A 21,019-nucleotide genomic window follows, 5' to 3' on the forward strand; every position below is an offset into this window, starting at 1 on the left:
CGTTGGCCGAGTTCACTGTGGGAGGGACTTCAGTCCCGACGCCTTTCAAGGTTGGGGCACAGCAGGAATCGTTCGTCGCGGCTGCATGACAGTTGATTCCTAAGACGAACTACTCCCGCCGCGCTAGCGCCTGTGTTGTCACACTGGCCGCCATCACGTGACAGCCGCGGCCGCGCATGCTTAAGTCGTCGCCCTCCTCATCGGCGAAGGCCCGTCCATGCCAACTCTGTCCCGTCGCGTGCTGTTCTCCGTCCTCGCGCTGTGCTGCGGCGCGGCCTGTGCGCAGGCGCCCGATGCGGTGCCGACCGGACGCCTGCCGGATTGGGCGGTGCCCGAACACTATGCGCTGGACCTGAAGATCGATCCGGAGCGCACCGACTTCGACGGCACCGCCACCCTGCGCGTGCGCCTGGAGCGCGCCTCCGACCATCTGTGGCTGCACGGCAAGGAGTTGCGGGTGAGCAAGGCCACGCTGCGCACCGCCGATGGTGCGTCGTTCCCGGTGCGCTACACCCAGGCCGACGCGCAGGCCGGCGTGGCCCGCATCGCCTTCGGGCGCACCCTGCAGCCGCAGGAGCTGACCCTCACCATCGTCTACAGCGCACCGTTCAACCAGCAGTTGCAGGGGCTGTACCAGGTCAAGGCGCAGGGGCATGCCTACGCCTTGACGCAGATGGAGCCGATCAGCGCGCGCTACGCCTTCCCCGGCTTCGACGAGCCGGCGCTGAAGACGCCGTTCGCGCTACGCCTGACCGTGCCCGAGGGCGAGCAGGCGCTGGCCAATACCCGCGCCGCGTCCACCGAACCGGCCGGCAAGGGCTGGAAGACCGTGCGCTTCGCCGAGACCGTGCCGCTGCCGACCTACCTGGTGGCTTACGCGGTCGGGCCGTGGGACGTGGTCGACGGGCCGGCGCTGCCGGCCACGCCGCAGCGGCCGCAGTCCACCCCGTTGCGTGGTGTCGCCGCGCAAGGGCAGGGCCCGCGCATCCGGCGCGCGCTGCAGCAGACGCCGGAGATCATCACCGCGCTGGAGGACTACTACGACTTCGGCTATCCGTTCGACAAGCTGGATCTGGTGGCCGCGCCGGACTTCTCCGCCGGCGCGATGGAGAACCCCGGGTTCGTCACCTTCCGCGACTGGCTGCTGTTGCTGGACGACGATTCGCCGCGGCACAACGTCGAGGGCTCGTTCAACGTCACCGCGCACGAGTTGGCGCACCAATGGACGGGCGACACGGTGACCATGGCCTGGTGGGACGACCTGTGGCTCAACGAGGCCTTCGCCACCTGGATGCAGCAGAAGATCACCATGCGCCTGCGGCCGCAGTACCGCGCCGACCTGGACCGCATCAGCGCCGCGCATGACGCGATGAACAACGACAGCCTGGTCAGCGCGCGCAAGATCCGCCAGCCGATCACCGGCAACGGCGACATCGAGACCGCCTTCGACAGCATCACCTACCGCAAGGGCGCCGCGGTACTGGGCATGTTCGAGCAGTTCGTCGGCGAGGACACTTTCCGCAGCGGCATGCGCAGCTACATCCGCGCGCACCGCTTCGGCAACGCCACTGCCGACGATCTGGTCGACGCCATCGCCGCCGCAGCCGGCAAGGGCGAGGATGTCAAGGCCGCGTTCCGCAGCTTCCTCGATCAGCCGGGCGTGCCCTACCTGCAGGCGCGTGTGCAGCCGCAGGCGGGCGGGGCGGTGCTGCAGTTGCACCAGCAGCGCTTCCTGCCGCTGGGGTCGCGTGGCAGCGCCGCGCAGACCTGGGGCGTGCCGGTCTGCGTCAAGTACGGCACGCGCCAGGGCGTGCGCCGCGCCTGCCAGATGCTGTCCGCCAGCGACGGCCGCCTCGCGCTCGCTGGTGCCGATGCCGACAGCTGGGTGATGCCGAACGCCGGCGGCACCGGCTACTACCGTTTCGCCCTGCCCAAGCCGCAACTGGCCGCGCTCGGCCGCCATCTCGATGCGCTCGACGATGCCGAGAAGCTGGCCTATGCCGACGCCATCGACAGCGCGTTCCGCACCGGCGAGGCCGATACCGCGGACGTGATCGCGGCGATGCAGCAGCTGGCGCCGGCCAAGGCCACGGCGGTGGCCACCGCGATGAACGACCGCATCGGCTGGATCTGGCGGGTGCTGGCGCGCGACGAGGCGCAGCGCGCCATGCTGCGCCAGGCCACCGACGCCGCTTTCGGCGCACGCCTGCAGGCGCTGGGCGATCGGCGCCGCGCCGGCGACAGCGATGACGACGTGGCGCTGCGCTCCGATCTGGCCGAACTGCTCGGGGTGACCATGGGCGTGCCGGCGGTGCGGCAGGCGCTGCTGGCCCAGGGCGATGCGGTGCTGGCCGGCAAGGGTGGCGCGCCGGATTTCGCCGCCGCCAACCCGGATCTGCTTGGCGCAGCGCTGACGGTGGCGGTGCAGGCGCGCGGCGCCCCGGCGGTGGACGCATTGATCGCGGCCTTGCGCGGTCACGGCGAACCGGCCCAGCGCAACGCGATGATCGAAGCGCTCGGCGCCGTGCAGGATCCGCAGCAGTTGCAGAAGGTGCGCGATTTCGCTCTGACCGATGCGATCAAGGTCGGCGAGATGAACAGCCTGCTGATGGGCGCGCATGCCGAGCCGGCCACGCACGCCTCGATGTGGCCCTGGTACACCGCCCACTTCGATCGCATCGTGGCGCGCTCGGGTTCCTTCGACGGCGGTCGCTTGCCGGCGCTGGCGGCCAGCGGTGGCTGCGATGCCGCCGAAGCGGACCGGCTGGAGGCGTTCTTCACGCCGCGCCTGAAGGCACTCAGCGGCGCCGACCGCGGCCTTGCGCAGACCGCCGAAACCATTCGCCTGTGCAGTGCGCTGCAGGCGCGGCAGCGCGCCGCTTTTCCGCCGCAATGATTGCAATTGCCAGGTCCCTGCGCCGCCCGCATGCGATGCGGCGCGCGCTCGCGCGGCAGGCGCAGGGATGGCGGATTCGGTGGCGGACGACGCTGCCGGGCAACGTTCACGGGGGATGCATGGATCCGAAGCTGCATGACGTGTTGGCCAGAACCAATGTGGCCGAACTGGTCCAACCGGCGTGCACCGAACAGGTGACGCATCAGCCGGTGCAGCCGGAGCCAGCGCCGCCACCGCCGCCCAGATACGCTACCTCCGATCCGTTCCAGTACCACTTGGCCAGCACAGAGGTCGTCGGCAAATTAGCCGAGGGGCGTACGTCGCCGGCGCTGCGCTTTTTCGGTTGGCTGGTGTTCGGACTGCCGATGGCCTCGTTCGGATTGATGATGCTGCACGCGATCTGGTATGACGCGTCGGCGCATGCCCTGTCTGTGCCGCACACCCTGGGGCAGGCGGTGCGCATGCTGCTTGGGACTGCATCGGCGCTTGCCTTCATGGTGGCCTATCCGTACTTCACCCGGCGTCGTACCGGCAAGGACTGATTGAGCGGCCCAAGCCGCAACACGCGTGCGCTGCGTCTCATCGCGCAGCGCATGCGTTGGCCGGCAAGGGTCGTCGGTCATGGTCGCGACGTGTCAACGCCCGTCACGCCAGGCCGTTAGACTGGGTCGAACTCCACGCGTCCGGGATCTCCATGCCGCACCGACCACGCGCCGGCGTCCGCCTGGTGTGCCTCCTGTTGTCCTCGCTCGCGCTCGCCGGTTGCGGCAAGGCTCCGGCGCCGGCCGCAGCCAGTGCCGCGATCCCGGTGACGCTGCAGACGGTGCAGCCCCGCGAGTGGAACGACAGCCTGGCCGCGCTGGGCACGGTCAAGGCTCGCGAGTCGGTGACGCTGACCGCCAAGGTCAGCGAGATCGTGGAGCGCGTGCATTTCGAGAGTGGCCAGGAGGTGGCGGCCGGCGCGCCGCTGGTGACGCTGCGCGGGCAGGGTCAGCAGGCGGCGTTGCGCGAGGCCGAGGCCACCTACACCGAGGCCGAGCAACTGTATCGGCGGCAGAGCGAACTGGTCGGGCGGCAGCTGGTGTCGCGCGCGCAACTGGACACGCAACGCGCGCTGCGCGATGCCGCGCAGGCGCGGGTGCTGCAGATGCGCGCGGAGATCGGCGACCGCAGCGTGCGCGCGCCGTTCGCCGGCGTGCTCGGCCTGCGTCAGGTCAGCCCCGGCGCGCTGCTGACGCCGGACGCGACCATCGCCACGCTCGACGACGTGGCCCAGGTCTACGTGGATTTCCAGGTGCCGGAGGCGGCGCTGTCGACGGTGAAGGCGGGCGATGCCGTCGGCGGCCGCAGCGTGGCCTATCCGGGACGCGCCTTCGACGGCAAGGTCGCCACCGTGGATGCGCGCGTGGACAGCGCCACCCGCGCGGTCACCGTGCGCGCGGCCTTCGACAATGCCGACCGCGCGCTGCGCCCGGGCATGCTGATGGACGTGCGCCTGTATCGGCCCGCCCGGCAGGCGCTGGTGATCCCGGAGATCGCGGTGGTGCAGGTGGGGCGCGACGCTTTCGTCTATCGCGTCGGCGCCGACGCCACCGTGGCCCGCGCCGACGTGCGCACCGGCGCGCGCCGCGACGGCCTGGTCGAGATCGTCGACGGCCTGCAGCCCGGCCAGCGCATCGTGGTCGAGGGCACCGGCAAGCTGCGCCCGGGCGTGGCGGTGGTCGATGCCGCCGCCGGCACGCGCGGTGGCGGTGCGCGCAGCGGCAGCGCCGCGGCGGACCTGGCGCGATGAAGCTGTCCGACGTCTCCATCACCCGGCCGGTGTTCGCCGCGGTGATGAGCCTGTTGCTGGTGGTGCTGGGGGTGATGGCGTACAGCCGGCTGACCCTGCGCGAGCTGCCGGCGATCGATCCGCCGATCGTGTCGGTGGAGGTGCGCTACCCCGGCGCCTCGGCGGCGGTGGTGGAGAGCCGCATCACCCAGGTGCTGGAGGACGCGCTGGCCGGCATCGAAGGCATCGAGACGATCCAGGCACGCAGTTCCAACGGCGTGGCCGACATCAGCATCGAGTTCCGCGCCACCCGCGACATCGAGGCCGCCGCCAACGACGTGCGCGACGCGGTCAGCCGCGTGCTCGACCGCCTGCCCGACGAGGCCGACGCGCCGCAGATCGCCAAGGTCGAGGCCGATGCCGATGCCATCCTGTGGCTCAACATGAGCTCCAGCACGATGGACGCGCTGCAGCTGTCCGACTACGCCGAACGCTACGTGGTGGATCGTTTGTCCAGCATCGACGGCGTGGCCCAGGTGCGCCTGGGCGGGCGCCAGCGCTATGCGATGCGGATCTGGCTGGACCGCGACCAGTTGGCCGCGCGCGACCTCACCGTGGCCGACGTGGAGAACGCGCTGGCCCGCGAGAACGTCGAACTGCCGGCCGGCCGCCTGGAGTCGGCCGACCGCGACTTCACCCTGCGCGTGGAGCGCAGCTACCGCGCGCCGGCGGATTTCGCCACGATCCCGCTCGGCAAGGGCCGCGACGGCTACGTGGTGCGGCTGGGCGATGTGGCCAAGGTGGAACTGGCCTCGGCCGAGCGCCGCGCCTACTTCCGCAGCAACGGCGTGCCCAACGTCGGCCTGGGCATCGTCAAGACCTCCACCGCCAACAGTCTGGATGTGGCCCGCGCCGCGCGCGCGGCCGCGCAGCAGATCCAGCAGACCCTGCCCAAGGGCACGCAGATCTTCGTCGCCTTCGATTCCACCGTGTTCATCGATGCCTCGGTGGAACGCGTCTACCACACCCTGATCGAGGCGGTGGTGCTGGTGCTGGTGGTGATCTGGCTGTTCCTGGGCAGCGTGCGCGCGGCGCTGATCCCGGCGGTGACGGTGCCGGTGTGCCTGGTGGCCGCGTTCATCGCGCTGTATGCGTTCGGCTTCTCGATCAATCTGCTGACTCTGCTCGCCCTGGTGCTGTGCATCGGCCTGGTGGTGGACGATGCGATCGTGGTGGTGGAGAACATCCAGCGCCGCGTCGACTTGGGCGAACCGGCACTGGTGGCGGCGCGGCGTGGCACCGCGCAGGTCGCCTTCGCGGTGATCGCCACCACCGCGGTGCTGGTGGCGGTGTTCCTGCCGGTCGGGTTCCTCGAAGGCAACACCGGGCGCCTGTTCCGCGAACTGGCGGTGGCGCTGGCCGCGGCGGTGGCGATCTCCGCCTTCGTCGCGCTGACCCTGACCCCGATGATGTCGTCCAAGCTGCTCAAGGCGCATGCGCGCGAGAAGCCCAACCGCGTGCACGGCTGGGTCGAGGCACGGCTGCAGGGGCTGAGCGCGCGCTATCGGCGCGTGCTCGAGCGCCACGTCGGCCGCGCCTGGGTGTTCGGCGCGCTGATGCTGGCGGCGCTGGCGGCCAGCGCGCTGCTGGCGCGGATGATTCCCTCGGAACTGGCGCCGGCCGAGGACCGCGGCTCGTTCCAGGTGATGATCGATGCGCCGGAAGGCGCCGGCTTCGACTACACGGTGGGGCAGATGCACCAGGTCGAGGCGATCCTCGACCGCCACCGCGGCGACGGCCAGCCGATCGCGCGCGCCAACCCGCGCGTGCCCGGCAGCTTCGGCGCCAGCGAGGAGATGCACACCGGCCGGGTCAGCGTGTTCCTGCGCGACTGGAGCGAGCGCGACGTGGCCACCGCCGACGTCGCCGCGACGCTGCAGGAAGAGCTGCGCGCCTTGCCCGGCGTGCGTGCGCGCACCCAGGTCGGCGGCGGCCTGGTCAACAGCCGCGGGCAGCCGTTCCAGATCGTGCTCGGCGGTCCCGACTACGCCGAGATCGCGCAATGGCGCGACCGCCTGCTCGCGCGCATCGCCGACAACCCCGGCCTGGTCGGGGCGGACTCGGACTACAAGGAAACCCGGCCGCAGATGCGCGTGGAGATCGACCGCCAGCGGGCCGCCGACCTCGGCGTGCCGGTGACCGAGATCGGCCGCGCGCTGGAGACGCTGATGGGCGCGCGCCAGGTCACCACCTTCGTCGACAACGGCGAGGAGTACGACGTGATGCTGCAGGCCAGTCGCGACGGCCGCGCCGATCCGGCCGACCTGGCGGCGATCCGGGTACGCGCCGACAGCGGCCAGCTAATCCCGCTGTCCAACCTGGTGACCCTGCGCGAAGTCGCCGAGCCGGGCAACCTGCATCGCTTCAACCGCCTGCGTGCCATCACCATCAACGCCGGCCTGGCCCCGGGCTATCCGCTCGGCGAGGCGATCGCCTGGGCGCAGCAGGTGGCGCGCGAGGAACTGCCCGATTACGCGCAGCTCGACTGGAAGGGCGAATCGCGCGAGTACCAGAAGGCCGGCGGCGCGGTGCTGCTGACCTTCGCCCTGGCTTTGCTGATCGTGTACCTGGTGCTGGCGGCGCAATTCGAGAGCTTCATCCACCCGCTGGTGATCATGCTGACCGTGCCGCTGGGCGTGCTCGGCGCGCTGATCGGCCTGGCGATCAGCGGCGGTACGCTCAACCTGTTCAGTCAGATCGGCATCGTGATGCTGGTCGGGCTGGCGGCCAAGAACGGCATCCTGATCGTCGAGTTCGCCAACCAGTTGCGCGATGCCGGGCGCAGCGTGCGCGACGCGATTGTAGAAGCCTCGGCGGTGCGCCTGCGGCCGATCCTGATGACCTCGCTGGCCACCGTGGTCGGCGCGATCCCGCTGGTGGTCGCCGGCGGCCCCGGGTCGGCCAGTCGCGCCACCATCGGCATCGTGGTGATCTTCGGCGTATCGGTGTCCACGCTGCTGTCGCTGTTCGTGGTGCCGGCGTTCTACGCGCTGCTGGCGCCATACACGCGTTCGCCGGATGCGGTGCAGCAGCGCCTGCAGCAACTGGAAGCGCAGACCCCGTCGGTCGGCGGCCACGCCTGAGCCGGGCCGCTCAGGCAGCGGCGCTCAGGCCGGATCGACGCGCGACGGTGCCAGCGGCTGCGGCGCGCAGCGCGGCTGCTGCAGCAGATGCACGAACTGCGCGGCGATCACCGCGCCACCGAAATGGCGCTGCACGAAGTCGCGCCCGGCCTGGCCCATGCGCTGGCGCCGTTCGCTGTCGCACAGGCGCAGGATCGCGTCGCGCCAGCCGTCCACGTCGCCGGGCGTGAGCAGTTCGCCGCTGACCCCGGGGTCCAGCGTCTCGGCGGTACCGCCGACGTGGCTGGCCAGCACCGGCACGCCACTGGCCTGCGCCTCCACCGAGACCCGGCCGAAGGTTTCCGGCGCCAGCGACGGGAACGCCAGCATCGACATCGCGTTGTAGTACGGCGTGGTGTCGTTGACCCAGCCGACGAAACGGTGGCGCTGGCCGTGCGGCTGCGCTGCGGCCTGCGCCTGCAACTGCGCCGCGTCCGGGCCGTCGCCCAGCCACAGGCAGTGCAGCCGCGGCTCCTGCGCCATCGCTGCCCCAGCGGCTTTCAGCAGCGGGAAGATGCCCTTGCCGGCATGCATGCGGCCGCTGTAACCGAGCACGATCGCATCCTCGGGCAAGCCCTGCGCGGCGCGGATGGCGCGGCCGCGTTCCGGATCCGGGCGCAGCCGCTCCATGGTCACCGGGTTGTACAGCACCTGCACCAGCGCCTCGGGCACGCCGCGCTCCAGGTAGGCCTGGCGGGCGTAGTGCGAGACCGCGAAGAAACGCGCGGCCAGGCGCGGGATCGCGTAGCCGGACAGCGCGCTCATCGCCGGCGTGCGGTGGCGGAACAGCGTGACCGGGATGCCCAGCGCGCGTCCGGCCAGCAGCAGCGGCCAGTATTCCTTGCCGAAGTTGCCGACCAGCCAGTCCGGCCGGCTGTGCCGCGCCACCCGCAGCAGCGGCCGGTAGCCGTCCGGGTCCAGCACGTTGCGGAAGTGCCCGACGTGCACGGTGATGCCGCTGCGGCGCAGCTCGTCGGCGATCAGGCCGCCTTCGCAGGCGATGACTTCGACCTGGTGGCCGACGCCGGCCAGCGCCTGCGCCAGCGCCACGAAATGGGTGGCCGCGCCGGTGTTTTCGGGATTGGTGCCGACGAACAGGAATTTCATCCGCGGCGGTCCTCGTAGGCGGTGAAGGCGCGCAGCGCGAATTGCGGCAGCAGGTGATGGCGCGCGACCTGGATGCGCGGATAGCGCATCGGGTCCGAGCCGGCCGGGGCGCGGCCGCGGCGGGTGCTGGTGGCGGCGGTGTAGCCGGCCTCGCGCACCACGTCGGCGACGCGGTCGTCGACATCGCCATAGGGGTAGCAGAACTGTGGCACCGCCTCGCCGAGCAGGTCCTCCAGTTCGCGCTTGCAGCCGCCGATCTCCTCGCGCAGCGCCGCATCGCTGCAGCCGGTCAGGTGCGGGTGCGAGCGGGTGTGCGCGCCGACCTCCATGCCGCCGGCGCGCCACTGGCGCAGCTCGGCGAGGTTCATCAGCGGCTTCTCGATGCCCAGCTTCTGCGCATCCCACACGTTGTGGCGGCCGATGCAGCCGCTGACCATGTACACCGTGGCGGTGAAACCCAGGCGCTGCAGCACCGGCAGCGCCGCGTGCAGGTTGTCCAGGTAGCCGTCGTCCAGGGTGACCACCGCGACCTTGCCCTGGCGCTCGCCACGCAGATAGGGCATGGCGTCGGACATGGACACGCCGCGGTAGCCCAGCCGCTGCAGCAGGCGCATCTGCCGGGCGAAGCGGCCCGGGCTCACGTACAGGCTGCGGTACACCTTCAGGTGCCGCGGCGCCTCGGCCACGTTGTGGTACATGAAGATCGGAATGCGGGCCGTGGCGGCGGTGTCGGAAGGCATCGGGGAACGGCTCTTTGGACGGAAGGGCGAGGTGCGGCGCGGGAGTCTACCGGGCCTGGCTTTCGCTGGTCTGTCGGGTAAAACCCTCAGCCGTAGACGATCGCGCCGCCGCGGCCGGCGGCTATGCTGGGCGTTCCGCCAGCACAGGAGCCGCCGATGTCCGAGACCGCCGCTGCCGCCCCCTGGCGCGATCTGCAGCTGCATCTGGACGGCATCGTGCTGCGCCGCTGGCGCACCGACGACCTGGACGCACTGGTCCGGCATGCCGACGACGCCCAGGTGGCGCGCGGGCTCAGTCGGCGCTTTCCGCATCCCTACACGCGCGCCGACGGCGAGGCCTTCCTGGGCGGGCAGGTGATCGACCTGAACGACCCGGTGCTGGCGATCGAAATCGGCGGCGAGGCCTGCGGCGGCATCGGCCTGCATGCGGCGGCGCAGCCGGCGCCGGAGCGGGCCGAGCTCGGCTACTGGCTCGGCCGCGCGCACTGGGGCCAGGGGCGGATGACCCGCATCGTCGCCGCCTACCTGGACTGGGCGGTGCCGGCGCTGCGCCTGCAGCGGATCGAGGCGCTGGTGCTGCCGGACAATCACGGCTCGGCGCGTGTGCTGCAGAAGAACGGCTTCGCCGAGATCGGCACGCGCCGCGAACTGTCGCTGCGCGACGGAAAGCCGCGCGATCTGCGCCTGTTCGCGCGGACCGGGGCGGCGGCCTGAGTCGCGCGTCGCCCGTGCGAGCGACGCGCGCGGGCCACGGCTTCAGTAGGAAATGGTGGCCGAGGTCGCGGTGGTGTCCACCGCGTAGTTGCATTGCACGTCCAGGCCCGAGCTGTCGCTATACGACACCCACGCCGGCGACGCCACCTTCTGCATGCGGTAGTCGTAGACGCCGATCGCATCGAAGGTGATGCTCCCGTCCGGCGGATACTGGTCGCAGCTGTCCACCGCATAGACTTCCAGCGCGCCGCCCACCACCAGGTGCGTCCGGGAGTTGATGTCGTAGGTGGTGCTGAGCCGCACGCTCTGGCCGGTGGTGACGTTGCGCGTGTCGACGTTCCAGTTCGTGCAGGGCAGGCCGTTGTTGCAGGTCGCGTAGGTGTCGCCGACGATCCGGTCGCCGGCCCTGGCCGCGATGAAGTCGCTGTGCCACACCATGCCGTCCTGGCAGCAGTTCCAGCTGCTCAGGTCCCAGCTGTCGTTGTAGCCGCGGTAGCCGAGCACCGGTTGCAGGATCGTGGGATCGTCGCTCTGCATTCCCGGGAAGAAGTACACCGTCTGCTGGGCCACGTTGGTCGGGTTCTGCGGCACCGTCCAGCTGGCCACGATGCGCCCCATCTTGTTGCCGGTCACGTCGATGGCCGACTGCACCCAGTCGTGGGTGATCGGCGGCGGCACCGCGCCGCGCGCGCGCGCTGCCCGCAGCGCCGCACCAGTGCGGATCGGCTGGCCATCCAGGCCACGTCCGTCGGGGTGCACGCGGGTGCCGTTGGGGGTGAAGTTGTCCTGGGTGCAGGCCTGCGCCTGTTCGCGCGCGCCATCGGCATGCTGCAGGGTGCCGTCGGCGAGCACGCTGTCGCTGCGATGGACCAAGCGCACGCAGGCCGGCGCGAAGTAGCCGAACGGCGTCTGGATGTAGTCGTCGGGGACGTTGGTGGGCTTGTGCGCGGCGGGCAGGGCGCCGACCCGTGCCAGGCGGGCGTCGGGCGCGGCGGTCTGGGCCACTGCGCTGGCGCTCAGGCCGAGCAGGGGCAGCATCAGCAGCAGGGCGGCGTGCACGCAGCGGCGTGCGGACGAGGAAAACGGACGGATGTCGGAGTGCATGGGAATCGCCTTGTCGTGAGAATGCGGAGTGCGTTCTCGGGAGCCCGCGGAACACGGCGCTACGCCATGCGGCGGCGCAGGCCATCGCAGGTCTCCCGTCTGCGAAGCGAATGGCACGGTGATGGTGGGTCGATGGCGCCTGCGTGGTGGCGGAAGGAGCGGCGACAATGGACCCGATGCGCACGTCAGGCTTGTCGGATTTGCGCATGCGCTGCCGCGAATTCCGCACGGTGGAAGGCGGGAGCGAACCACTTCACGGTGCGGCCGGAATGCGGGTTGCGCTTTGCGTGGCATGACGTAGACAAGTCTCGGGGCCGCGCTGCGTCATGCCGGGGCAGCCAGTGGGGCGCGGATGAGCGAAAATCCCCACAGCGCGCCGTCCCTGGCGCGCGCCCCGTGCGTTTTCCAGGAGAGTCCCATGCGTCATGCCCTTCGTTCCCGCTGTGCCGCGCCGGCGCGGTACGCCTGCGCCGCGGGCGTACGCCGATGACCTCGCCCTGGGGCAACCGCCCGCGCGGCTCGCGGCCGCCGGCGCCGTCGGAGCGCCACCCCTCTCCCCCCGGGAGAGGGGCCGGGGGTGAGGGTACGGCGGCGCCGACCAACCGCAACGAACTGCGCCTGTACGGCCTCAACGCAGTGCGCGCGGTGTACGCGCGGCGGCCGGAGGCGATCCGCAAGCTGTACCTGAGCGAGGCACGGATTCCGGCATTGCAGCCGCTGCTGAAGTGGTGCGTGGCCAACCGGGTCGGCTACCGCGTGGTGGACGAGGCCGATCTGCACAAGCTCGCCGCCAGCAGCCATCACGAGGGCGTGGTCGCCGACGTGCTGCGCGTCGCGCCGCTGGCCCTGGCCGACTGGCTGCAGGCGCTGGCGCCGGGTCCGGCGCTGGCGCTGTGGCTGGATGGTGTGGGCAATCCGCACAACTTCGGCGCGATCCTGCGCTCGGCGGCGCACTTCGGCGTGGGCGCGATCCTGTTGCCGGAGCAGGCCGCACTGGCACTGTCCGGTGCCGCCGCGCGCGTGGCCGAGGGCGGCGCCGAGGCGGTGCCGCTGGTGCGGCTGCCACCCACGATGCAGGCGCAGGCGCAATTGCGCGACGCGGGCTTCGCCCTCGCCGCGACGCTGGTGGACGGCGGCGACGATCTGTTCGTCACTGCCTTGCCGCAGCGCCTGGTCTACGTGATGGGCGCCGAGAGCGACGGCATGGACCGCGACTTCGCGCAGGCCTGCGATCTGCGCCTGTCCATCCCCGGCAGCGGCGCGGTGGAAAGCCTCAACGTGGCCGCCGCCACGGCGGTGTTGCTGGGGACCTGGCGCAGCCGGCATCCGCATGGGCGCGCGGCGCGCTGAGCACGGCGTCACGCGCTGAGATGCGGCTGCATTTGGCTACGCAATAGTGTGCGCGGCGGCCGGTTTCGGGTTTGCGAGGGGCCTGCCGGCGGCGTAGCGTGCAGGCGCGCCTCGCCGATGCGATCGCGCCACGCGCGCTGGCGTCGGCGAAACCGCGCAGTCCCCCCGCCCGAAAGGGCCATCGTCACTCCTGCGGAGATGTCGCTCATGAAGCTGCTGTTCTCCATCAAGCACCTGCTGTCGTCGAAGAAGCCGCTGAAGTCGTACGCCTGGTACATCTGGTACTGAGCGCCGTGTGCGTTGCCGCGCGGCATGCCGTGCGGCCGGTGCCCGGCGGATGCACTGCGCCGGGCGTCGTTCCTTCAGGAGACTGGCGATGTCCGCCACCATGGTCGACCGCGATGCGCGCGCCACGGTCTTCGCGCCGCGTCTGCAGGCGTTGCTGCGCACGCATATGGGGCAGGAGGCGTTCCGCCTGGATGCCGACACGGTCGGTGTCGCCGGCGCCGCGCTGAGCGACCGCCTGCTCGCGGCCCGGCCCGCCACCGAACACGAACGGCCGACCTTCAAGCCGTTGCACGGCCGCTCGATCGCGCGCAGCGAAGCGGCGAAACTGATGCAGGCGATCGGCCGCGACGTGCGCGAGGCGCTGAAGCGTCCGCCGCCGCCCACACTCGACCTGTCCGGCCCATGGCCGCACGTCGGCCATGTCTATCTGCGCGACCTGCTGCTCGGCGGCGACCCGTGGCGGCTGCGCCTGCTGATGGACCGCACCCTGGAACTGACGCCGCGCCTGACCTGGGCGGTGATCGCCGCCGGCGCGCTCGCACCGCTGGCGCCGGGCGCGGAGGCTTCGGCGTTGGCCACGCTGCTGTCCGCGGCCGATGGCTACCGCGCGCGCCGCGATGCGATGGGCCTGTACCGGCGCACCGCCGCGCCGGTGTGCTTCACCATTTCCACGCTGGTCGCCAACGCGCTGTGGCTGGGGTCGCCGTTCGACGCGCGCGTCTGCAACCGCAACATCCTCTACGAAACCCTGCGCCTGCTGCCGCCGTCCTGGAACATCCTGCGCAATGCCTCGCCCGAGTACGGTGCACTGGATCCGCGTATCGGCGCCGGCGACGACGTGCTGGTGCTGCCCTTGCTCAGCCATCGCGATCCGGCGCTGTGGGAAGAACCAGAGGCGTTCCGGCCCGAGCGCTGGGACGGCGTGGATCCCGATGCGTTGCCCGGCTACCTGCCGTTCGGCCATGCGTCCGAGCGCTGCTGGCGCCGGCACATGGTCATGCCGCTGGCGGAGCGGCTACTGGACTTGCTGCGCGGTCAGGACCTGGTCGTGGATCCGCGGCAGCGTCGCGCCACTGTGCCGTTGACCGGGCTGCTCGGTGTGGCCCAGGTCGACGTGATCCGGCACGCGCGCGCGCGAGGCGTTGCTGCCGCACGCGGTGCCGACGCTCAGCGCGATGCGGGCGGCGCGGTGGACCCGCGCGTGACCAGGGTGTAGTCCAGCACCTGGTGGGTGCCGCGGCTGGGCAGTCCGTCGCGGCGCTGGCGAATTTCGCCGAGCAGCAGCGTGACCGCGGCCCTGCCCATTGCCGCGACCGGCTGGTGGATGGTGGTCAGCTCCGGCCAGATCGTGGTGGCCACCGGCGTGTCGTCGAAACCGGCGATCGACAGATCCTCGGGCACGCGCAGGCGCAGTCCGTGCGCGATGGCCAGCGCTGCCGCGGCCATGTCGTCGTTGCTGCACAGGATCGCGCTGGGACGCGGGGCGACCTGCAGCAACGCGGTGGCCGCGAGCAGGCCGGAGCGGTAGGTGAACAGGCCTTCGGCCACGCGCTCCGGCGCCACCGTCAGCCCGGCCCCCGCCATGGTGTCGAAGAACGCGCGACTGCGCAGCGCGCTGGGCGTGTGCCCGGGATCGCCGCTGACGAAGCCGATGTCGCGGTGACCCAGGTCGAGCAGATGCCGGGTGAGCGCGCACGCCGCCTGGTAGTCGTCGATGCGCACCGAGCTGACCCCGGGCATCGGTGCGCCGGTGGCGACCGCCACCAGCGGAATGCCGCGCGCATCCAGTTCGGCGATGGTCTGCCGCGCATCGCACAGCGGCGGCGGCAGGATCAGGCCATCGGCGCCGGCCTCGAGCAGGCGTTCGGTGGCGGCGCGCTGGCTGTCGCTGTCGTCGCTCTTTTCCACCAGCACCTGGCAGCCTTCCAGGCTGCTCTGCTCGAGCATGCCGAGCATGAATTGGTTGAGGTAGGCCGCGCTGGGATTGCTGTACAGCACGCCGATGCGCGCCAGTCCTGCGGTGCGCAGCGAGCGGCCGGCGAGGTTGGGGCGGTAGCCGAGCGCCTTGATCGACGCTTCGACGCGCTCGCGCATGGTAGCGCTCACGCGCGGGTGGCGATTGATCACGCGCGAAGCAGTCATCGGCGACACGCCCGCATGGCGGGCTACATCCAGCAACGTCACCGCTGAGCCCGCGCGACGTTGCCGTATGCCCATCAAAGGTCCTGGCGCTGCTGCGGAAGGGAAGCCCCTGCGCGCGTCCTGCGCAGGTCCGGTTTACTTTACTCCCTGGGCGGTTCCACTGTCTTGGCCTGACTGCCGAAACTGCCATCGGCCTGCGCCGCCAGATATGCGAACACCGCATACGCGGCGACGTTCTGCGCCAGCGCCTTCGGGTCGATCTTGTCCAGGGTGTCGTCGGCGGTGTGATGCAGATCGAAGTAATCGCTGCCGTCCTGCGCCAGCCAGGCCCAGGCGCCGCCCTTGGCGGCGAGCGGCCCGACGTCCGGGCCGGGGCCGCCGGCGTCCGGCGCATAGGCGATGCCGAGCGGCGCCAGCGCCTCGGCGATCTGCCGGGTCGCCTCGCGCGAGCCGGCGGCGTCGCCCGAGCCGGTGTTGAAGGCATAGATGCGGCCGGCGCCGAAGTCGCTCTCGGCGGCGATCTGGTGCCGCGCCACGTCCTTGGCATGCGCCTGCGCGTAGGCCTTGCCGCCGTACAGGCCCTGCTCTTCGTTGGCGAAGGCGACCACGCGGATGCTGCGCTTGGGCGCCTGCTTGAGCTGGCCGATCAGATGCCCGGCGGCCATGCTGATGGCGACGCCGGCGCCGTCGTCGATCGCACCGGTGCCCAGGTCCCACGAATCCAGGTGCCCGCCGATCAGCACCACCTCGTTGGGCAGCGTGCGCCCGGTGATCTGCCCGATCACGTTGTAGGAGGTGGCGGTGCCGTCCCAGCCGCAGTCCAGCGCCAGACGCAGGCGCACCGGGCCGCGCGCGAGCAGACGCGCCAGTTGGTTGGCATCGGGCACCGACAGCGCCGCCGCCGGCACCGGCGTCAGTCCCTCGTCGAAGCGGGTGATGCCGGTATGCGGCACGCGGTGCGAATCGGTGCCGGCCGAGCGCATCACGAAGCCGATCGCACCCTTGCGGATCGCTTCGGACGGCCCCTTGCTGCGCACTGCGCCGCCATTGCCGTAGTCCTTGCCATCGCGGGTGCGCAGCATCTGGTAATCGACGAAGGCGATCTTGCCGCGCAGCGCATCGGCCGGCGCCGCCTGCAATGCGGCCAGGTCGGCGAAGCGCACCACCTCGGCCTCGACCGTGCCGCCGGGGCTGCCGCCCAGCGCGGTGACGGTGAGCGGTTGCGCATGCGCGCCGAGCACCTGCGCGTGTTCGCTGCGCCGCTCCCATTTCGGAAACGTCACCGGCTCTGTCCAGACCTTGTCGAAGCCCAGTGCCTTGAACTTGGCGGTGGCCCAGGCCACCGCGCGTGCATCGGCCTCGCTGCCCGCCATCCGTGGGCCGATCTCGGTGGTCAGCGATTCGACCACCTTCCAGCCGGTGTCGTCGGCCAGTGCCCGCTCGCGCAAGGCTGCCGCGTCGCGGAGTGCCGCCTCCGGGATGCGCGTGGCCTCGGCGGCAACCGCAGGGGAGGACAGACTCAGCACAGCAGCAATGACGACGGCAAGACGACGCATGGAAAACTCCGCGGACACAGGAACCGCGAGCTTAGCAGTGCCTCACCGCCGTGTACGACGCGGCCTCCATGGCGGAAGCCGCGTGTGTCCTCGCGCTTACTCCGGACGCGGCTCGTGCTTGAGCGAATCGCGGATCTCGCGCAGCAGCAGCACTTCCTCGGTCGGGGCCTTCGGCGCCGGCGGTTCCTTGCGGGCGATGCGGTTGATCGCCTTGACCAGCATGAAGATGGCGAAGGCCACGATCACGAACTGGATGATGGTGTTGAGGAAATCGCCTATGCCGATCACCACGGCCGGTACCGGCTTGCCGGCGGCGTCCACCGTCGCCGCCTTCAGCGTCCATGCCCAGCGCGAGAAATCCACGCCGCCCACGAGCAATCCGATCGGCGGCATGATGATCTTCTCGACCAGCGCGGTGACGATCTTGCCGAACGCGGCGCCGAGCACCACGCCGACCGCCAGGTCCAGCACGTTGCCGCGCATGGCGAATTCCTTGAATTCGCGGATCATGCTCATCGGGACTCCTCTCTTGTCAGTGCGGGCCTGTCGCCGCCGCGCTAGCCTAGCGCAGTCGCCGTGGTGGTCGAGTCACAGGCGCGCGTATGCCGCGCGACAGGCGCGCCCCTCAGCCGACGATGCGGCCGTGCCGCTCGGCCACGTTCTCCAGGCGCGCGCTGAAGCGGTCACCCGGGCGCAGCGCGGCCACGCCCGCCGGCGTGCCCATGAACACCAGGTCGCCGGCGCGCAGCGCGAACAGCTTGGACAGTTCGTGCAGGATCTCCGGCACGTTCCAGATCATCTGCTCCAGCAACGATTGCTGGCGCACCTCGCCGTTGACTTCCAGCGAGAGGTTCAAGGCCTCCAGCGCACCGACCTCGCCGGCCGGGATCAGCTCGCTGATTGGCGCGGAGGCATCGAAGCCCTTGGCGATGTCCCACGGCAGGCCCTTGGCCTTGGCCGCGGCCTGCAGGTCGCGACGGGTCAGGTCCAGGCCCACGCCGTAAGCCAGGATCAGGGCCTCGGCGCCATCCACCGGCAGCACACCGGCGGGCGCGTCCTGGCCCAGCGCCACCACCAGTTCGACCTCGTGGTGCAGATTCTCGGTCGCGGACGGGTAGGGAATGGCCTCGTCGCCGATCACCAGCGCATCGGCCGGTTTCATGAAGAAGGTCGGCTGGCCGCGCTCGGCCTTCGAGGCCGGCGCACTGGCGCCCATCTCGCGCGCGTGGTCGGCGAAGTTGCGACCCACGCAGTAGATGCGATGCACCGGAAACAGGCCCTGCCCACGCACGGGAACGCGCGGAGCCTCGGCAGCAGCAAATAGGTCTTTCATGGGCGTGCATCCAATGAGAGGGGATGCAGCAGTCTACCGCGATGGGTTCAACCCAATTCCAACAGACAGGTGGGTGCCGCTTTCACGAATCCCCAATCCCGATTCCCCACTCCCGGCTTTACAACGGCAAGGCCGGCTTGCGCACCACCCGATACTCGCCATCGACCACATGGCGACGCGCGGTGGCCGGACGCTTGCCGCGCTGGCTCAGCAGCTTCATCGCGATGCCACCCAGGATCATCGCCGCGCCCACGAACACGCTGACGAACACCAGCCCGGCCAGGATCGCCAGGCCGAGCAGGCCCACTGCCAGCTTGACCAGCGGATGGCGCGGCTTGCGCGGCGCGAAGACGTGCCGGAATTGGTCGAAATTGAAGAGGCGAGCACGCATGGCAGAACTCTGTTTCAGTTTGAACCGAAGGGGCGCAGTATCGGCGCTGTTTTATGTGACGGAGTGAAAACTTCGTTAAGCGAAAAATTAACACTTTGCGCTCAGGGGCTTGCGTGTGCTCGCGGGGTGAAGGGCATGCGGCGTCACGGCTGCCGATCGCCCATGCCAGAATGACCACCCCTTGCTGCCCGCGCTGCGTTCCATGACCGACTCATCTGCCGTGCTGGCACCGCTGCACGACTTGGTTTCCGGGGAGCTGGCCGAGGCCGAGGCGCTGATCGGCGGCGAGCCCGAATCGCTGCTGCTGTACCGCGAGGGCGACCGCGTGCGCGCGTGGTTGAACGTATGCCCGCACGCCGGACGCCGCCTGGACTGGGCACCGGGGCAATTCCTGAAAAGCCGCGAGGGCCATGTGGTGTGCGCCGCGCACGGCGCCGCATTCGAGCTGCAGGACGGCCTGTGTGTGTCCGGCCCATGCCGCGGCCAGAGCCTGCATGCGGTGCCGGTGGAGGTACGGGCAGGGCAGGTGGTGCTGGTCTAGCGCGCAGGGCGCGCGCTTGCGGTGCGACGCACGCTACAGCGCGTGCCACCAGCCCATCGACATCAGGTTGACCATCAGCACCACCACCAGGGTGTAGATCAGCGACAGCGGGCCGCCGACGCGCCACAGTTCGCGCGGCTGGTAGTTGGCCGGGCCGGTGATCATCGAGATCACCGGATTGGATGCGGTCATCAGGTTGTTGGATGCCGACAGCGCCACGATCAGCGCGAACGCGGTGGGATTGCCGCCGGCCGCCAGCGCTAGGTTGACCGCGATCGGCACCATCACGATGGTCGCGCCGACATGGCTGATCACCAGCGAGAACGCGGTGGTCAGCAGGCCCAGGGCGATCTCCAGCGCCCACACCGGCATGCCCTCGGGTAGTCGCGCAATGGTATGGCCGGCGACCCAGGCCGCCGCGCCGCTGCTGTCCATCGCCCAGCCCAGCGGGATCAGCCCGGCCATCAGGAACACGGTCTTCCAGTTGATCGCCGCGTAGGCCTCGTCCATCCGCAGCACGCCGGTCAGCAGCATGCCGGCCACGCCGGTCATCAGGGTCAGCGCCACCGGCAGCCTGGAGGTCAGCGCGATCAGGATGGTCAGGGCGAAGATCGTCATCGCGATCTTGAACTTGTGCGGGCGGTGCTCGCCCTTGGGGTAGTCGGTGACCACCACGAAGTCGCGGCTTTCCGAGGCCTGCGCCAGGTCCTGCCAGATGCTGTGGAACACCAGCATGTCGCCGGCGCGCAGCGGCACCTTGCGCACGTCCTCGCGGATCACCTGCTTGTCGCGGTTGATCGCCAGCAGGCTGATCCCGGCCTGCTTGCGCAGGCGCAGCTCGGCCGCGCTCTTGCCGATGAAGCGCGAGGTCGGCGGGATCACCGCCTCGGAGATGCCGGCGCGGCTGGGGTTGAACAGGTCGCCGAGGTTGCGCAGGCGCGAGGACAGGCGCAGGAACTGGTTCTGCGCGAAATCGGCGACCTGCTGGCGCGCGCCCATCACCCCGAGCACGCTGCCGACCCAGATGCGCATGTCCGCCGGCGGCGCCAGGCGGGTGTCGTTGCCGGTCTTCAGGGCGAGCAGCAGTGGCGCGTTGTGCACGGTCTCGGCCTCGCCCAGGGTCATGCCGACCAGCGGGCTGTCGGCGCTGACGATCAGCTCGAACACGTCGCCTTCGATGCCGTAGGTGCGGGCGAAATAGCTCTCGGTGCGTGCCGGGGTGACGCCGTCGTTGATCAGCCGCTCTTCTTCGGCCAGCGCCTTGTCGCCGCGCACGCGGAAGTAGATCAGCGAGGCCGCCAGCAGCGCCACGCCGATCGGCAGCGGCGCGAACATGCGCAGCGGCTCGATGGTGGCCATGCCCGAGGGCAGGTTGTTGTTGGCCGACTGCAGCAGGTCGTTGAGCAGGATCAGCGGCGAGTTGCCGACCATGGTCAGCGCGCCACCCATCACGATGGCCGCGGCGATCGGCAGCAGCAGCCGCTGCAGGGTCAGGCCGGTGCGTCCGACCAGGCGCGAGGCCACCGGCAGGTACAGCGCCATCACCGAGGGGTTCTGCATGAACGAGGAGTTGAGCCCGGCGATGGCGGTGGTCAGCAGCATCAGCCGTTCCTCGACCCCGCGCGCGCGGCGCAGCAGCCACGACGCCAGCCGGTTCAGCGCGCCGGTGCGCTCCAGCCCGGCGCCGAGGATGGTGGTGGCGATGATGCTCATCACCGCGTTACCGGAGAAGCCGCTGAACAGCTCCTCCGGCGCGATCAGGCCGGTCACCCCGAGTACCACCAGCACCACCAGCGCCACCACGTCGGCGCGGATCCGCTCGAACACGAACATCGCCATGGTGAAGCCGACCAGCCCGAGCACGAGCTTCATATCGGTGGTCAGCGTCAGCGCGGTGTCCATTC

18 protein-coding genes are annotated in these 21,019 nt (G+C 70.6%); 9 read left to right on the plus strand and 9 right to left on the minus strand.

The genetic code is table 11. The features are described 5' to 3' along the window. Positions 1-217 precede the first annotated feature (217 nt). The 4 genes from AC1PMG_RS05375 to AC1PMG_RS05390 all read left to right on the plus strand — a co-directional run bounded on the left by AC1PMG_RS05375 (position 218) and on the right by AC1PMG_RS05390 (position 7,810). Entirely contained in the window at positions 218-2,896 is a 2,679-nt protein-coding gene (locus AC1PMG_RS05375) for a M1 family metallopeptidase (protein ID WP_481110910.1), read from the plus strand. A 119-nt stretch (positions 2,897-3,015) separates the two neighbouring features. Beyond that, positions 3,016-3,438, plus strand: a complete 423-nt coding sequence (locus tag AC1PMG_RS05380; RefSeq protein ID WP_481110911.1) for a hypothetical protein — start codon at positions 3,016-3,018, stop codon at positions 3,436-3,438. 152 nt (positions 3,439-3,590) lie between these two features. Further along, positions 3,591-4,688 carry an efflux RND transporter periplasmic adaptor subunit gene (locus AC1PMG_RS05385; RefSeq protein WP_481110912.1) on the plus strand — a complete coding sequence of 366 codons (1,098 nt, stop codon included), beginning with the start codon at positions 3,591-3,593 and terminating at the stop codon, positions 4,686-4,688. Continuing rightward, positions 4,685-7,810, plus strand: coding sequence for an efflux RND transporter permease subunit (locus tag AC1PMG_RS05390; protein ID WP_481110913.1), 3,126 nt, complete (start codon positions 4,685-4,687; stop codon positions 7,808-7,810). The genes AC1PMG_RS05385 and AC1PMG_RS05390 overlap by 4 nt, the downstream gene beginning before the upstream one ends. A gap of 24 nt (positions 7,811-7,834) precedes the next feature. Here the strand turns inward: AC1PMG_RS05390 and AC1PMG_RS05395 are convergent, their stop codons facing one another. Both AC1PMG_RS05395 and AC1PMG_RS05400 read right to left on the minus strand, forming a co-directional pair. Next, positions 7,835-8,956, minus strand: a complete 1,122-nt coding sequence (locus tag AC1PMG_RS05395) for a glycosyltransferase family 4 protein (protein WP_481110914.1) — start codon at positions 8,954-8,956, stop codon at positions 7,835-7,837. Then, complete coding sequence (locus tag AC1PMG_RS05400; RefSeq protein WP_481110915.1) at positions 8,953-9,696, minus strand: polysaccharide deacetylase family protein; 744 nt, start codon at positions 9,694-9,696, stop codon at positions 8,953-8,955. Before AC1PMG_RS05400 ends, AC1PMG_RS05395 begins: the two co-directional genes overlap by 4 nt. A gap of 156 nt (positions 9,697-9,852) precedes the next feature. On the opposite strand from AC1PMG_RS05400, the gene AC1PMG_RS05405 reads away from it, so the two are divergent. Continuing rightward, on the plus strand, positions 9,853-10,410 hold the full coding sequence (locus AC1PMG_RS05405; RefSeq protein WP_481110916.1) for a GNAT family N-acetyltransferase: 558 nt from the start codon (positions 9,853-9,855) through the stop codon (positions 10,408-10,410). 42 nt (positions 10,411-10,452) lie between these two features. Here the strand turns inward: AC1PMG_RS05405 and AC1PMG_RS05410 are convergent, their stop codons facing one another. Beyond that, on the minus strand, positions 10,453-11,514 hold the full coding sequence (locus AC1PMG_RS05410) for a hypothetical protein (protein WP_481110917.1): 1,062 nt from the start codon (positions 11,512-11,514) through the stop codon (positions 10,453-10,455). Positions 11,515-12,000: 486 nt separating this feature from the next. Here AC1PMG_RS05410 and AC1PMG_RS05415 point away from each other — a divergent pair, with 486 nt between their 5' ends. The 3 genes from AC1PMG_RS05415 to AC1PMG_RS05425 all read left to right on the plus strand — a co-directional run bounded on the left by AC1PMG_RS05415 (position 12,001) and on the right by AC1PMG_RS05425 (position 14,368). Continuing rightward, positions 12,001-12,864: a TrmH family RNA methyltransferase gene (locus AC1PMG_RS05415; RefSeq protein ID WP_481110918.1), complete on the plus strand. Its 864-nt coding sequence runs from the start codon at positions 12,001-12,003 to the stop codon at positions 12,862-12,864. A gap of 198 nt (positions 12,865-13,062) precedes the next feature. Further along, positions 13,063-13,152: a tryptorubin family RiPP precursor gene (locus AC1PMG_RS05420; RefSeq protein ID WP_017911958.1), complete on the plus strand. Its 90-nt coding sequence runs from the start codon at positions 13,063-13,065 to the stop codon at positions 13,150-13,152. A gap of 88 nt (positions 13,153-13,240) precedes the next feature. Continuing rightward, entirely contained in the window at positions 13,241-14,368 is a 1,128-nt protein-coding gene (locus tag AC1PMG_RS05425; RefSeq protein ID WP_481110919.1) for a cytochrome P450, read from the plus strand. Here the strand turns inward: AC1PMG_RS05425 and AC1PMG_RS05430 are convergent. From AC1PMG_RS05430 to AC1PMG_RS05450, 5 genes are all read right to left on the minus strand, one after another. Further along, positions 14,320-15,372 carry a LacI family DNA-binding transcriptional regulator gene (locus AC1PMG_RS05430; protein WP_481110920.1) on the minus strand — a complete coding sequence of 351 codons (1,053 nt, stop codon included), beginning with the start codon at positions 15,370-15,372 and terminating at the stop codon, positions 14,320-14,322. The two genes, AC1PMG_RS05425 and AC1PMG_RS05430, sit on opposite strands and share 49 nt — an antisense overlap. A gap of 62 nt (positions 15,373-15,434) precedes the next feature. Further along, a complete protein-coding gene (locus tag AC1PMG_RS05435) occupies positions 15,435-16,850 on the minus strand; it encodes a M28 family peptidase (protein WP_342074126.1) in 1,416 nt (471 codons plus the stop codon). A gap of 96 nt (positions 16,851-16,946) precedes the next feature. Next, a complete protein-coding gene (mscL, locus tag AC1PMG_RS05440) occupies positions 16,947-17,366 on the minus strand; it encodes a large-conductance mechanosensitive channel protein MscL (RefSeq protein ID WP_017910415.1) in 420 nt (139 codons plus the stop codon). Positions 17,367-17,475: 109 nt separating this feature from the next. Further along, the gene (locus AC1PMG_RS05445) at positions 17,476-18,183 is read right to left on the minus strand and encodes a fumarylacetoacetate hydrolase family protein (RefSeq protein WP_481110921.1); all 708 of its coding nucleotides are present in this window, start codon (positions 18,181-18,183) and stop codon (positions 17,476-17,478) included. 118 nt (positions 18,184-18,301) lie between these two features. Further along, on the minus strand, positions 18,302-18,574 hold the full coding sequence (locus AC1PMG_RS05450) for a hypothetical protein (protein ID WP_017910413.1): 273 nt from the start codon (positions 18,572-18,574) through the stop codon (positions 18,302-18,304). Positions 18,575-18,776: 202 nt separating this feature from the next. Here AC1PMG_RS05450 and AC1PMG_RS05455 point away from each other — a divergent pair, with 202 nt between their 5' ends. Continuing rightward, entirely contained in the window at positions 18,777-19,115 is a 339-nt protein-coding gene (locus AC1PMG_RS05455) for a Rieske (2Fe-2S) protein (protein ID WP_481110922.1), read from the plus strand. A 33-nt stretch (positions 19,116-19,148) separates the two neighbouring features. Here AC1PMG_RS05455 and AC1PMG_RS05460 read toward each other — a convergent pair whose 3' ends face one another. Next, complete coding sequence (locus AC1PMG_RS05460) at positions 19,149-21,017, minus strand: SLC13 family permease (protein WP_481110923.1); 1,869 nt, start codon at positions 21,015-21,017, stop codon at positions 19,149-19,151. Positions 21,018-21,019 lie beyond the last annotated feature (2 nt).

It is taken from the genome of Xanthomonas sp. NCPPB 2250, assembly GCF_056725265.1.

What these genes read in the sequence shown, in the direction of transcription:
- AC1PMG_RS05375 (WP_481110910.1), top strand. Translation starts at nt 218, where the DNA reads ATGCCAACTCTGTCCCGTCGCGTGCTGTTCTCCGTCCTCGCGCTGTGC.
- AC1PMG_RS05380 (WP_481110911.1), top strand. Translation starts at nt 3,016, where the DNA reads ATGGATCCGAAGCTGCATGACGTGTTGGCCAGAACCAATGTGGCCGAA.
- AC1PMG_RS05385 (WP_481110912.1), top strand. Translation starts at nt 3,591, where the DNA reads ATGCCGCACCGACCACGCGCCGGCGTCCGCCTGGTGTGCCTCCTGTTG.
- AC1PMG_RS05390 (WP_481110913.1), top strand. Translation starts at nt 4,685, where the DNA reads ATGAAGCTGTCCGACGTCTCCATCACCCGGCCGGTGTTCGCCGCGGTG.
- AC1PMG_RS05395 (WP_481110914.1), bottom strand. Translation starts at nt 8,956, where the DNA reads ATGAAATTCCTGTTCGTCGGCACCAATCCCGAAAACACCGGCGCGGCC.
- AC1PMG_RS05400 (WP_481110915.1), bottom strand. Translation starts at nt 9,696, where the DNA reads ATGCCTTCCGACACCGCCGCCACGGCCCGCATTCCGATCTTCATGTAC.
- AC1PMG_RS05405 (WP_481110916.1), top strand. Translation starts at nt 9,853, where the DNA reads ATGTCCGAGACCGCCGCTGCCGCCCCCTGGCGCGATCTGCAGCTGCAT.
- AC1PMG_RS05410 (WP_481110917.1), bottom strand. Translation starts at nt 11,514, where the DNA reads ATGCACTCCGACATCCGTCCGTTTTCCTCGTCCGCACGCCGCTGCGTG.
- AC1PMG_RS05415 (WP_481110918.1), top strand. Translation starts at nt 12,001, where the DNA reads ATGACCTCGCCCTGGGGCAACCGCCCGCGCGGCTCGCGGCCGCCGGCG.
- AC1PMG_RS05420 (WP_017911958.1), top strand. Translation starts at nt 13,063, where the DNA reads ATGTCGCTCATGAAGCTGCTGTTCTCCATCAAGCACCTGCTGTCGTCG.
- AC1PMG_RS05425 (WP_481110919.1), top strand. Translation starts at nt 13,241, where the DNA reads ATGTCCGCCACCATGGTCGACCGCGATGCGCGCGCCACGGTCTTCGCG.
- AC1PMG_RS05435 (WP_342074126.1), bottom strand. Translation starts at nt 16,850, where the DNA reads ATGCGTCGTCTTGCCGTCGTCATTGCTGCTGTGCTGAGTCTGTCCTCC.
- mscL (WP_017910415.1), bottom strand. Translation starts at nt 17,366, where the DNA reads ATGAGCATGATCCGCGAATTCAAGGAATTCGCCATGCGCGGCAACGTG.
- AC1PMG_RS05445 (WP_481110921.1), bottom strand. Translation starts at nt 18,183, where the DNA reads ATGAAAGACCTATTTGCTGCTGCCGAGGCTCCGCGCGTTCCCGTGCGT.
- AC1PMG_RS05450 (WP_017910413.1), bottom strand. Translation starts at nt 18,574, where the DNA reads ATGCGTGCTCGCCTCTTCAATTTCGACCAATTCCGGCACGTCTTCGCG.
- AC1PMG_RS05455 (WP_481110922.1), top strand. Translation starts at nt 18,777, where the DNA reads ATGACCGACTCATCTGCCGTGCTGGCACCGCTGCACGACTTGGTTTCC.
- AC1PMG_RS05460 (WP_481110923.1), bottom strand. Translation starts at nt 21,017, where the DNA reads ATGGACACCGCGCTGACGCTGACCACCGATATGAAGCTCGTGCTCGGG.